This window comes from Alterinioella nitratireducens (genome assembly GCF_013155465.1).
GTDB lineage: Bacteria > Pseudomonadota > Alphaproteobacteria > Rhodobacterales > Rhodobacteraceae > Alterinioella > Alterinioella nitratireducens.
Window position 1 is genome coordinate 212413 of sequence record NZ_JABJVX010000002.1, and the last position, 12140, is coordinate 224552.

Sequence of the window (12140 nt, forward strand, 5' to 3'; positions counted from 1 at the left end):
TCATTTCCCGAGACAGAAGCGCGAGAAGATCTCGCCCAACACCGTCTCAACATCCATTCGCCCGATCAGGGCATCCAGGCGCCGCACCGCGTGTCGTAACTGCTCCGCCGCCAACTCTGTCCGCTCCGACCCGGCCTGAACTTCAGCCTGCGCCGCCTCCAACGCAGTAACCGCCCCAATCATTGCCTGGGCATGGCGCAGGTGGGTCGCGGTTGCCGCACGCGCCGTCCGCGCCTCAAGTCTCGCCGCGAGCGTGTCGATCAGCCGGTCCACCCCCGCGCCTGTCAAACCGGAGATTCCATCCCCCAGATCGGGGTATTTATCAGCTTTGCCTTGCAGAACCAAATCCTCTTTCCGCAAGGGAATTGGCGGCACTTCATCTCGCTCGGACTTCAGGAAAACGCGGAGATCGGCCGCTTCGGCCCGGGCGCGGGCACGCTCGATCCCGATCCGTTCAACCACGTCGCTCGACTCGCGCAATCCGGCGGTATCCAGAAACGTCACGGGCAGGCCGCGCAAATCCATGCGCACCTCAATCACATCGCGCGTGGTGCCCGCGACATCCGAGGTAATGGCCGCCTCACGACCAGCTAACATATTGAGAAGTGTGGATTTTCCAGCGTTCGGTGCGCCAAGGATCGCAACCTCGAACCCATCTCTAATGCGCTCTGCCACCTCGACGCCTGCAATCTCGCGATGCAGTGACGCACCCACCCTGCCGATCAGTTCCAGCACCTCAGGGGCCACGTCGACCGGCACCTCTTCATCCGCGAAATCGATCGTCACTTCCAGCAAAGCCACCGCCTGCAGAAGGTCGGCGCGCCAGTCTTCTACAAGATCGCCCAAGGCCCCGGAGAGCACGCGCAAGGATTGCACCCGCTGCGCCTCGGTCTCGGCATCCAGCAGATCGGCGAGTCCCTCGACCTGCGCCAGGTCCATCCGGTCGTTCTCAAGCGCGCGACGGGTGAACTCTCCCGGTTCCGCCAGTCGCGCCAGACCCGTCGCCTCAATCGCTCCAAGAACCGCCTTGATCGTCGCCGGGCTGCCATGGGTCTGGAACTCGACCACATCCTCGCCAGTGAAGCTGTTCGGGGCCGCGAAGCGGATCACAAGCGCATCGTCCAGATGCCCGCCTGCCCCGTCCCGCAAGACGCGCAGCCGCGCGGCCCCGATGGCGCGCAGCGACCCGGCCAGGGCCTGCCCGATCCGGGTCGCCTGTTCACCTGAAATCCTGATCACCCCGACGCCAGCTTTGCCCGGCGCGGTGGCCAGGGCATAGATCGTGTCCATTGCGGGGGCCTCCGACCGTTCGGTCAGCTGTTCATCGAATCGAAGAAATCCGAGTTTGTCTTGGTCTGTTTGAGCTTCGAGATCAGGAACTCGATTGCATCCGTGGTGCCCATCGGGTTCAGGATACGGCGCAGCAGGAAGGTCTTTTGCAGGTCAGCCTTATCGACCAGCAGATCCTCTTTCCGCGTGCCGGATTTGAGAATGTCCATGGCCGGGAAAACACGCTTGTCGGCGACCTTGCGATCCAGCACGATCTCGCTGTTGCCGGTGCCCTTGAACTCTTCAAAGATCACCTCGTCCATGCGGCTGCCGGTATCAATGAGCGCGGTGGCGATGATGGTCAGCGATCCGCCCTCCTCGATATTCCGCGCGGCGCCGAAGAACCGCTTGGGCCGTTGCAACGCGTTGGCATCGACACCACCGGTCAAAACCTTGCCCGAGGACGGAACGACCGTGTTGAAGGCGCGCCCCAGGCGGGTGATCGAATCGAGCAGGATCACAACGTCGCGTTTGTGTTCGACCAGGCGTTTCGCCTTTTCGATCACCATCTCGGCCACGGCCACGTGACGGGTCGCGGGCTCATCGAAGGTGGAGGAAACGACTTCACCCTTCACCGAGCGCTGCATGTCGGTGACTTCTTCCGGCCGTTCGTCGATCAGCAACACGATCAGGTAGCATTCCGGATGGTTCTGCTCGATCGAATGGGCGATGTTCTGCAATAGCACCGTCTTGCCCGTCCGCGGCGGCGCCACGATCAGGCAGCGCTGGCCCTTGCCGATGGGCGCGACCAGGTCGATGATCCGGGCCGAACGGTCCTTGGTGGTGGGGTCCGCCGTTTCCATCTGCAACCGCTCATCGGGGTAAAGCGGCGTCAGGTTGTCGAAGTTGATCTTGTGGCGGGCCTGCTCGGGATCCTGGAAGTTGATCTTGGTGGCCTTCACCAGCCCGAAATAGCGCTCATTCTCGCGCGGGGCGTTGATCACGCCATCAACCGTGTCACCGGTGCGCAAGCTGTGTTTGCGGATCATCTCGGGCGAGACATAGATGTCATCGGGGCCGGGTAGGTAGTTCGCTTCGGGCGAGCGCAGGAAGCCGAACCCGTCCTGCAAAACCTCAAGCACACCATCGCCCGAGATTTCCCAGCCATCCTCGGCCCGCTCCTTGAGGATCGAGAACATCATGTCGCCCTTGCGCATGGTCGAGGCGTTCTCGATCTCCAGCTCTTCGGCCATCGCCAGAAGATCCTTGGGAGACTTGGCTTTCAGGTCAGCCAGATTCAGTTGTTCGATGGGCTCAAGCTCGTCAATTGTCATGCGGATAATCTCGTCCCTCGCATGGCTCAGCCGGGTATCGGCGCGCCAATGGAGCAGGTTTCAATGGGAAACAACATGGGCCGGACGGCCCCGTTGACCCGCGAGTTAAGGCCGCTTGGGCGCAAAGTCAACCGTCTCAGGAGAAAGGCCGCGCGATGACCGAGACAACGATGACGATCAGCAACACGGTCGGCACCTCGTTCCAGATCCGGTAGCTGCGCCCGGAACGGGTGTTTTCCCCCTTGGCGAAGTCCTTGCGGCGCCAGGCCAGCCAATGGTGGAACCAGGTCATCACCAACACCGCCGCCGCCTTGGTCCAGGGCCAGACATCGCCCCAGTAGACAACACCGGGCGTGAAGACCAGGCCGAGGCCAAACACCCAGGTGGCGATCATCGCCGGGTTCATGATCGCGCGCAGCAGACGGTATTCCATGGTCTGAAAGAGGGCGTCGGTTTCGGTGCCGGCTCCGACCTTCTCCGCGTGGTAGACGAAGAGACGCGGCAGGTAGAACAACCCGGCCATCCAGGCGATGACCGAGATGACATGCAAGCTCTTGGTCCAGGGGTAGGCCGCGGCCAGATATTCACCGATCATGTCACACTCCTTCACTGTCCCTCTTCAATAATAAATATTTAAGAAAGAAAAGATGTTGTTGTTGTTGGGCCTCTGGATAACAGGGATAACTCGGTTTGGCCGTATCGCTGCACAGACCTGTCCACAGGGCATCCGAGATCCAGGCAAATCTGATCAATCTTGGATCAATTTACTTATAACACTGATACTAAAAGGAAATATTCAAGAACCATGCCGGATCAATCTGTTGAAAACCTGTGGCCGACTCACGCGGGGCCCCGGTTTCTTCACCGGTCCCGGTGCGACGATTGCCCCCAAGGGTAACTCCCGCGCAAAAGCGGCATAACCCGGCCAACTTCCGTGGATTTCGCTGAATCGCGCAGTTATACAGATCCCATCCAAGCGGTTTTCCCGTGACTTGTTCAGAGAGTTATCCAATGCCTGCGCTCATCCTCGCCACGGCGTCCGAGGTCCGTCAGTCGCTGCTCAAGCAATCGGGGATCCGGTTCAAGACGCAGGCCGCCCGGATCGACGAGGCGGCGATCAAGGCCGCGATGCTTCAGGAGGGGGCCACGCCGCATGACATCGCCGATGCCCTGGCCGAATACAAAGCCCGCAAGGTCTCACAGAAACACGCCGACGCGATGGTGATCGGCTGCGATCAGGTGCTGGAATTTCGTGGCAAGCTGCTTTCCAAACCCAAGAACGTGGAGGCCGCGATTTCGCAACTGATCGAACTGCGCGGCCACAGCCACAAGCTGCACTCCGCCGTTGTGATCTACGAGAACGAACAACCTGTCTGGCGGCATGTCGGCCAGGTCCGGCTGGAAATGCGCAACCTCAGCGACGACTACATCGCCCAATACATGAGCCGCAACTGGCCCGGCATCGCCGATTCCGTCGGGGCCTACAAGCTGGAGCAGGAGGGCGTGCGCCTCTTCTCGCGGGTCGAGGGCGACTATTTCACCGTTCTGGGTTTGCCATTGCTGGAGCTGATCGGTTACCTGACCCAGAGGGGGGTGATCGAGGGATGAGTGACAAATTGCTGCTTGCCGGTGTGATCGGCGATCCGATCGCGCATAGCCGCTCGCCCCGGTTGCATGGCCATTGGCTGGATCGCTATGGCATAGACGGGCATTACGTGCCGCTGCATGTAACGCGCGACAATCTGCATGAAACGCTGCGCCTGTTGCCGGAACTTGGGTTTTCCGGCGTCAACGTCACCATCCCGCACAAGGAAACCGTGTTGCAGATCGCCGATGGCGTGACCGACCGCGCGGCGCTGATCGGGGCGGCGAACACGCTGACCTTCACGGCGAACGGGCGTTTGCAGGCGGATAATACCGACGGCGCGGGCTTTATCGAGAACGTGAAACAATACACCCCCGGCTGGCGCGCCGACGAGGGGGCCGCGCTGGTCCTGGGTGCCGGCGGCGCGGCGCGGGCGATTGTTTGCACCCTGCTGGCCGAGGGATGCCCGCATATCTTCCTGGTCAACCGCACCCGCAGCCGCGCCGACGCGCTGCACCAGCATTTCGGCGCGCGGGTGCAGGTCACGGACTGGACCCGCATTCCCGATGTGTTGCCCGACACGGCGTTTCTTGTGAATACCACCTCGCTTGGCATGGCGGGCGGCCAGCCGCTGCATATCAACCTCGACAATCTCTACCCGCGCACGGTCGTGGCCGATATTGTCTATAACCCGCTGGAAACCGACCTCCTGCGCGATGCGGCTGCGATCGGCTGCCATGTTGTCGATGGCTTGGGAATGCTGCTGCATCAGGCGGCCCCCGGTTTCGAGCGCTGGTTCGGCAAGAAGCCCGAGGTTGACGACGAATTGCGCGCGGTGATGTTGGGGCAGGAATGAGCTTTGTCCTGGGTCTCACCGGCTCCATCGGGATGGGCAAGACGACCACGGCCAATTTCTTTCGCCGCGCCGGTGTGCCGGTCTGGGATGCTGACGCGGCGGTGCATCGCCTCTATCAGGCGGGTGGCGCGGCGGGGCCCGAGATCGCCGAAATCTGCCCCCAGGCGGTGACGGACGGTGCCGTGGATCGCGGGGCGCTCAAGGATTGGATGGCGCGTGACGACACGGCCCTGAAACAGATCGAGGCCATCGTGCATCCCCTCGTCGCGCAGGACCGCGCCGATTTCCTGGCGGCGCATTCCGATGCCCCGCTGGTGGTCCTCGATATCCCCTTGCTCTATGAAACCGGCGCGGCGGATGCGATGGACGCGGTTCTTGTGGTCTCGGTCGATGCCACGGAACAGCGCCGCCGCGTGCTGGAGCGGCCCGGCATGACCGAAAAGACATTCGCTTCGATCCTCGCCCGCCAGGTTCCGGATCGTGAAAAAAGGCAACGGGCAGACTATGTTATCGAAACCTACGACCGTGACGTGACGCGGCAGAAGGTGGATGCGTTGATCGACAACCTGACGAAAGGCATGTGATGCGGCAGATCGTTCTGGATACCGAAACCACGGGGTTCGAACCGGCAGAAGGCGACCGGATCGTCGAGATCGGGGGGGTTGAGTTGCTCAACCACATGCCCACGGGCCGGGTCTATCACCAATATATCAACCCCGAGCGGGCGATGCCGGAATCGGCCTTTGCGGTCCATGGCTTGGGCGATGAATTCCTGCGCGACAAGCCGGTCTTCCGCGCCATCGCACAGGAGTTTCTGGATTTCGTCGGCGACGCGCAGCTGGTCATTCACAATGCGGGCTTCGACATGAAGTTCCTGAACGCCGAGCTGGAATGGGCGAAATTGCGCAAGCTGCCCGACACCCAGGCGCTGGACACGCTGGCCATCGCGCGCAAGAAATTCCCCGGCTCGCCCGCATCCCTCGATGCGCTCTGCCGTCGCTTCGGGATCGACAATTCCGCGCGTGAGAAGCACGGCGCACTGCTCGATTCCGAGATCCTGGCCGAGGTCTATCTGGAACTGATCGGCGGTCGGCAACCGGGTTTGGTGCTGAACACACGCAGCCGCGATCAGGGGCTAGGACAGGATACCGAGAGCTGGCGCCCCCGGCCCCGTCCGACCCCGCTGCCATCCCGTCTTACAGAAGAAGAAGCCGCCGCCCATGCCGCCTTTGTAGACGAGTTGGGCGACGGCGCTGTCTGGAACCGGTCTTAGAGTCGCATGTCCGAGAGGCTCAAAACCGGTTCCCACTTTTGAGCGACATGCTTCAGGCGTCGGCGTGCGGCTTGGCCTGCGCGCGGCGGGCCAGATCGTTGCGGTAAACCTGGATGAAATCGACATTGTCGAGGTTTAGCGCCGGGAAACCGCCATCGCGGGTCACGTCGGACACGATGCGCCGGACGTAAGGAAACAGCATCCGCGGACATTCGATATGCAGGAACGGGTGCAACTGCTGCTGCTTGATGTTCTCGATCTGGAAGATCCCGGCGTATTCCATCTCGATCAGGAAAATCTGCTGGTTGTCTTCCTTGGTCTTGCTGTCGATCTTCAGCTTGATCACCACGTCATACTGGTTCTCGGTCTGACGCTTGCGCCCCTCGACGCCGATCTGCATCTGCACCTCGGGCTGCGTATTGCCCTGCACGCCTTTCTGTGCGGCGATATTCTCGAAGGACAGATCGCGGACGAACTGGCCCAGGATCTGCATCTTCGGCATCACCGGCGCATCCTGCCCGGCGGTGGTTTCCGGGCTTTCGGCCCCGTTTTCTTCGGCCATCAGGCTCTCCCATCAAATGTTCATGGCGCGGTTTACCAGACCCGTCTGGGGGCCTCAATGCCTGGTCAGGTCCGTGGGGCCGCGCCGCTCGCTCCCCTCGACCTCGTAGTCGCCGTCGATCACATCGTCGTCGGGCCGCGCGCGCCAGCGCTCCTGCCCTGACACGACCGAGCGGACCTCGATCCGCTTGCCGATCTGGCGCATCACGAAACGGCGCACGCCCGGAAACAGCAGCGCAAAGCCAAGCGCGTCGGTGAAAAACCCCGGCGTCAGCAAGAGCGCGCCGGAAAACAGGATCATCGCGCCATGGGCCAGCGGCTCGGTCGGGTCGGTCAGGTCATTGAAACTGCGCTGCAATTTCGCCAATGCCTGTGCGCCCTGCGACTTCACCATCATCGTGCCTGCAAACGCCGTGGCGACCACGATGGCCAGCGTCGGCCACAGGCCAAGCCAGCCGCCGACCTGGATGAACAGGGCGATCTCGAGGATCGGCACACCGACGAAAAGAAAAAACAGCCACATATGCGTTCCTTTCTGGCCAAAAGGGCGGAAACTCGCGGCTCTGCCACATGGACTTGCCCGTCCCCCGTGCCTACATATGTGTGATTGGTCCGAATATGTAAGGCCACAACCGAGACAAGAGGTGTCCCGCGATGAATTCTTCGCTTCTGCAATTGCTGGTGCTGGCCGGGATCGCGATATTCCTGATCCTCAAGCTGCGCAGCGTGTTGGGCACGCGGGAAGGCCACGAATCGGAACCTATGCGCCCGGTGGAGCGCAGCCGCCCCGACCGTCGCCGCGATTTCGAGGTGATCGAGGGCGGCCCCGACCGTGACATCACCGATCATGTCGAGGATGGCAGCAATTCGGCCAAGGCGCTGGCCGCGATGAAGATGGCCGAACCCGGCTTCAGCGTCTCGGAATTCCTGGGCGGTGCGCGCGGCGCCTATGAAATGATCCTGATGGCGTTCGAGAACGGTGATGTCGACGGGCTGCGCCCCTTCCTGGCCGATGACGTGATGGAGACGTTCGAATCCGTCATATCCGAGCGCGAGGCGCAGGGCCTGACAATCGACGCCAATTTCGTCGGTGTGCGCGAATTGACCCTGCAGGAGGCCGAATTTGACCGCGCCACCAGCGAGGCGCAGATCACCATCCGCTTCGTCGGCGAACTGACCTCGGTCGTGCGCAATGCCGAGGGCGAGGTTGTCGAAGGCGACCCCAACGCCATCAAGCGGCAGCGCGATATCTGGACCTTTGCCCGCGAGATGGGCAGCGACAACCCGAACTGGGTCCTGGTTGCCACTGGCGGATGACCCATGCGCGGCGGGCTGATAGCACTGCTGGTATCGCTTATCGCCAGCATCGGAACGCCCGCCATGCCCCAGGTTAGTGCCGAGATCCTCCGTTTCGACGATCTCGACGGTTGGGCCGAGGATGATCACGAGGCCGCGCTCGACGTGTTCCTGAACACCTGCCCCGACATGACGGATGGCGAGTGGCTCCGCCTCTGTGCACTTGCCCAACAACGCCCCGCCGCCCGCACGTTTTTCGAGCTGTTCTTCCGCCCCGTGATGTACGGCGGCGAAGGTGACGCGCTCTTTACCGGATATTTCGAGCCTGAGCTTGACGGCTCGCGCGTGCGCACGGGGCGCTTTCGCTACCCGGTCTATCGCCTGCCCCCCGAGGTCACTGGCCTCTGGCGCACGCGGCAGGAGATCGAGGAGAGCGGCGTGCTGGAGGGTCGCGGGCTGGAGATCGCCTGGGTCGACGATTCGGTCGAGCTGTTCTTTCTGCAAGTCCAGGGGTCGGGCCGCATCCGCCTGCGCGACGGATCGGTGATCCGGGTCGGCTATGGCGGGCGCAACGGGCATGAATACCGCTCGGTCGGGCAGGAACTGGTCCGGCGTGGCATCTACCAGCCGCATCAGGTCTCGGCGCAGGTGATCCGTAACTGGGTGCGGCGCAATCCCGTCGAGGGGCGCGCCCTGCTGTATCACAACCCCTCCTACGTCTTCTTCCGCGTCATCCGCACCCGCAACCCGGAGGATGGCCCGCTTGGTGCGATGAACCGCTCCATCACCACCATGCGCAGCATTGCGGTCGATCCCGATTTCACGCCCCTCGGTGCGCCGGTCTGGATCGAGAAGGATGGCGAAGCCCCCCTGCGCCGCTTGATGATCGCGCAGGACACCGGGTCCGCCATTCAGGGGCCGCAACGCGCCGACATCTTCTACGGCACCGGCGACGCGGCGGGGCGCGAGGCGGGCCGCATCCGCGACCCTGGCCGGATGATCGTTCTCTTGCCGATCGAACTTGCCAATCTGGCCGTGCCGGAGGCTTGAGCCATGGCCCGACGCCCGCCCAGGACGCTCAGCAATGAGGACAGGAAACTGTGGTCCGCCGTCGCCAAGACCGTGACGCGCAATGCGCAGCCCAAGAAACCCGTTCTTGACCAATCGCGTCCAAAACCGAAACCGACACCGGCCAGGACGCCGGAGCCGGATTTCAAGGTGCAGGATTTCCGCATCGGTGAGACCGCGCCGCCCGCCCTGCCCGGCCACCGCCTGTCCCCGTCGATCTCGGACCGTCTGGCCGCGGCGCCCGTCCGCATGGATCACGCCACCCACAAGAAGATGAAACGCGGCAAGCTGAGCCCCGAGGGCCGGATCGACCTGCACGGCATGACATTGGATCAGGCGCATCCCGCGCTGATCGGTTTCATCCAGCGCGCGCAGGCGCAGGGCAAGCGGTTGGTCCTGGTGATCACCGGCAAGGGCAAACATCGCGACGATCCCGGCCCGATCCCCGCGCGCCGCGGCGTGTTGAAACACCAGGTTCCCGCCTGGCTGCGCGCGGCCCCCCTGTCGGGGCTGGTCCTGGAAATCCGCGAGGCGCACCTGCGCCATGGAGGCGCTGGCGCCTATTACGTCTATCTACGCCGCTCGCGCTAGACTGGGGCGGGCGCGGATCACGCCAAAGGTCAGGAGAAGCGACGATGCGATGAACCAGACGGCAATCCCTGACATTTGCGTCGTGAACGGCATGCCCGCGTCGATCAACAGCCCCGTGATCGCCGGTCCGATGGCCGACCCGAGGACCATTGCCGCCGTCGCCACCGCCTTGATCCCGCCCAGGTTGCGGGTGCCGTAGAACTCGGCCCAGAAGGCGGCGGGCAGTGTGGCGTTCGCGCCCGAGGTTACACCCATCAGCGCATAGGCCAGCGCCGCGCCAAAGAGGCTCTCGGCGCTGGCCATGACGAGGAAGCTGAGCGCGATGGGAACCTGATACCAGGGCATCAGCCGCGCGGTGCCGAACCGGTCGATGGCCCATCCCGACAGCAGCATGAACACCGTCACCACGGTGGTGTAGAGAGGGAACAGCGCGACAAAGGACACATGGCTCCATCCCTTCATCTCCGACAGGTGAACCTGCTGGAAAAACAGGGCGGTTACAAAGGCGGACGGGCCCATGATGGCGGGAAGCATGCACCAGAACAGCGGGTGGCGCAGCATCTGGCCGCGGGTCCAGTGGCGGTCCTGCATCCCCGTGACATTGTCCGATTCCGCCAGCGATTGCGGCGTACGCTCCTGCCTCAGCAGCCGGTGCATCAGCGGCACCACCATCAGCACGAACAGCCCCGCCGCCAGCCACAGAAGCCGCCAGTCGACAAAGGCCATGACCCAGACGAAAAGCAGCGGCAGCAGCGCCTCGCCCAGGGCGATCCCGGTTCCCGCCACGGCCAGCGCCCGACCCCGCGTCGCCACGAACCAGCGCGCCATGGCGACCGTGGCGATGTGGCTGGTCATGCCCTGCCCGGTCAGCCGCAGCAGGAAGATCGACACCGGCAACAGCCAGCCCCAGGGGTTTCCGGCCATGACGACAGAGGCCCCGGCAAGGCCAAGCAGCACAACAACCCCCAGGTTCCTGACGCGAAACCGGTCGGTCAGCGCGCCCGACCACAACATCACCGCCGCCGAGGCCGCGGTGCCGATGGAATAGATCACGCCCCACTGCCCATGGCTGAGCGAAAATTCCTCCATGATCTGACCCGCGAAGATCGAGATAAAGAAGGTCTGTCCAAAGCTGGAGGTGAAGGCCAGAAGCCCGCCCGCAAAAAGAAACGCCGCATTGTCGCGCAGGAAGGTCGTGAACGGCGTCATTGCAAGACGGGGCTGAGCAGGATCTGCGTCGCGTTCTGGATCGTCAGGACCGTTCCGGGCACGAGACCGATGGCGCTTTCTTCCTGTGCCGCGCCGAAGGTCGGGAAGCCCCCGAGCAGCCGGATCAGCGACGGCGAGGTGGCAAAGGTCGCGTGATTGGCCCAATCGCCCGCCCCGCCCTCGAAGGCCGAAAGGTCGATCAGCGTGATCTCGAATTCAGCCACATCCTCGGGCGTGCCGATGCTGCCAAGCCGGTTCTGCCGCCCGGTAATGCCGGCCGACAGTCGTAGCGCGCGGTCCTGGCGCGATGTCATGATGACGAAGGGCTGCGGCAGGGGTTCCAGCGCGCGGGCCTGTGTCTGGAACACCTCGATGTCGATATCGGGCGAAATCAGGACAACGCCTGACAGATCGTCCAGCACCGCGTCATTGCCCGAAATCCGTATCTGGCGCAGGGTCTCCATCGCCAGGCTGGCCCCGACAGAATGCCCGATCAAGAGGATCCTTTCGGCCCCGGCGGCAGAGAGGTCGCGCAGGAACACCTCAAGCGCATCGCGCGAGAATGTCGCGCTTTCGCGGTCGAAGACATAGCCAAGCGGGTTGCCCGCACTGGGCCATGAGAAATGCGCAACCACGCCGGCCGTGTCGTAATCATGCGCCATCTGCGCCACGCGAAAGAGGCCCGAAGCGAAGTTGTTGTTATAGCCGTGGATGAACACCACGACCTCGCGGTCGGCGACGGGACGCGCCTGCAATTCGCGGCGGATCTGGCTGCGGAAGGCTCCCGCACTGCCGTAGCGGTCAGCCCGCACGACACCAAAATCTGTCTCCGGATCATAGCGGTATTCGGCCCAGGAGATCTCGCCGACCTCACGCACGGGCGGGATCGCGACCTCGAACCTCGTGTAATCCAGTTGGGACTCGCGTCCGGCGCTGTAGCTCTGGTCCTCGAAGGCGCGGTTCGTGGCGACGAAGACGGTGCGTGTCGCCGTCACCTGGGTTTCATCCGGCACCATTTCGATGCGCGGTTGCGGCCCGCAGGAGGCAACAAACACGGCCAGAACAAGGAAGAGAGGACGGATCATCTGAACGGCCCTA

The 12140-nt window shown here is 63.2% G+C and carries 14 protein-coding genes; 7 read left to right on the forward strand and 7 right to left on the reverse strand.

Annotated elements, in window-relative coordinates; translation table 11 throughout:
- From mnmE to hemJ, 3 genes are all read right to left on the reverse strand, one after another.
- A complete protein-coding gene (gene mnmE / locus HNS34_RS04185; RefSeq protein ID WP_172318330.1) occupies positions 1 to 1290 on the reverse strand; it encodes a tRNA uridine-5-carboxymethylaminomethyl(34) synthesis GTPase MnmE in 1290 nt (429 codons plus the stop codon).
- Positions 1291 to 1313: 23 nt separating this feature from the next.
- Complete coding sequence (gene rho, locus HNS34_RS04190) at positions 1314 to 2603, reverse strand: transcription termination factor Rho (protein ID WP_172318332.1); 1290 nt, start codon at positions 2601 to 2603, stop codon at positions 1314 to 1316.
- 136 nt (positions 2604 to 2739) lie between these two features.
- The gene (hemJ, locus tag HNS34_RS04195; RefSeq protein ID WP_172318334.1) at positions 2740 to 3198 is read right to left on the reverse strand and encodes a protoporphyrinogen oxidase HemJ; all 459 of its coding nucleotides are present in this window, start codon (positions 3196 to 3198) and stop codon (positions 2740 to 2742) included.
- 416 nt (positions 3199 to 3614) lie between these two features.
- On the opposite strand from hemJ, the gene HNS34_RS04200 reads away from it, so the two are divergent.
- Genes HNS34_RS04200 through dnaQ form a run of 4 tightly spaced genes read left to right on the forward strand, consistent with a single transcriptional unit; the run spans position 3615 to position 6317 of the window.
- Positions 3615 to 4211 (forward strand): Maf family protein, encoded by a 597-nt coding sequence (locus HNS34_RS04200; RefSeq protein WP_172318336.1) that lies wholly within the window; start codon positions 3615 to 3617, stop codon positions 4209 to 4211.
- Positions 4208 to 5044, forward strand: a complete 837-nt coding sequence (locus tag HNS34_RS04205) for a shikimate dehydrogenase (protein ID WP_172318338.1) — start codon at positions 4208 to 4210, stop codon at positions 5042 to 5044. The genes HNS34_RS04200 and HNS34_RS04205 overlap by 4 nt, the downstream gene beginning before the upstream one ends.
- Positions 5041 to 5628 carry a dephospho-CoA kinase gene (gene coaE / locus HNS34_RS04210; protein ID WP_172318340.1) on the forward strand — a complete coding sequence of 196 codons (588 nt, stop codon included), beginning with the start codon at positions 5041 to 5043 and terminating at the stop codon, positions 5626 to 5628. The genes HNS34_RS04205 and coaE overlap by 4 nt, the downstream gene beginning before the upstream one ends.
- Positions 5628 to 6317 carry a DNA polymerase III subunit epsilon gene (dnaQ, locus tag HNS34_RS04215; RefSeq protein WP_172318342.1) on the forward strand — a complete coding sequence of 230 codons (690 nt, stop codon included), beginning with the start codon at positions 5628 to 5630 and terminating at the stop codon, positions 6315 to 6317. Before coaE ends, dnaQ begins: the two co-directional genes overlap by 1 nt.
- Positions 6318 to 6369: 52 nt before the next feature.
- On the opposite strand, the gene secB is transcribed toward dnaQ, so the two are convergent.
- Positions 6370 to 6879 carry a protein-export chaperone SecB gene (secB, locus tag HNS34_RS04220; protein ID WP_172318344.1) on the reverse strand — a complete coding sequence of 170 codons (510 nt, stop codon included), beginning with the start codon at positions 6877 to 6879 and terminating at the stop codon, positions 6370 to 6372.
- Positions 6880 to 6933: 54 nt separating this feature from the next.
- On the reverse strand, positions 6934 to 7401 hold the full coding sequence (locus HNS34_RS04225; RefSeq protein WP_172318346.1) for an FxsA family protein: 468 nt from the start codon (positions 7399 to 7401) through the stop codon (positions 6934 to 6936).
- A gap of 131 nt (positions 7402 to 7532) precedes the next feature.
- On the opposite strand from HNS34_RS04225, the gene HNS34_RS04230 reads away from it, so the two are divergent.
- The 3 genes from HNS34_RS04230 (at position 7533) to HNS34_RS04240 (ending at position 9833) form a co-directional block, all read left to right on the forward strand.
- Complete coding sequence (locus HNS34_RS04230) at positions 7533 to 8195, forward strand: Tim44/TimA family putative adaptor protein (protein ID WP_172318348.1); 663 nt, start codon at positions 7533 to 7535, stop codon at positions 8193 to 8195.
- A gap of 63 nt (positions 8196 to 8258) precedes the next feature.
- Positions 8259 to 9224 (forward strand): murein transglycosylase A, encoded by a 966-nt coding sequence (gene mltA, locus HNS34_RS04235; protein ID WP_235952616.1) that lies wholly within the window; start codon positions 8259 to 8261, stop codon positions 9222 to 9224.
- 3 nt (positions 9225 to 9227) lie between these two features.
- A complete protein-coding gene (locus HNS34_RS04240) occupies positions 9228 to 9833 on the forward strand; it encodes a Smr/MutS family protein (protein ID WP_172318354.1) in 606 nt (201 codons plus the stop codon).
- Here the strand turns inward: HNS34_RS04240 and HNS34_RS04245 are convergent.
- Positions 9816 to 11042, reverse strand: a complete 1227-nt coding sequence (locus HNS34_RS04245; protein ID WP_172318356.1) for an MFS transporter — start codon at positions 11040 to 11042, stop codon at positions 9816 to 9818. The genes HNS34_RS04240 and HNS34_RS04245 overlap by 18 nt on opposite strands.
- On the reverse strand, positions 11039 to 12127 hold the full coding sequence (locus HNS34_RS04250; RefSeq protein ID WP_172318358.1) for an alpha/beta hydrolase: 1089 nt from the start codon (positions 12125 to 12127) through the stop codon (positions 11039 to 11041). Before HNS34_RS04250 ends, HNS34_RS04245 begins: the two co-directional genes overlap by 4 nt.
- Positions 12128 to 12140 lie beyond the last annotated feature (13 nt).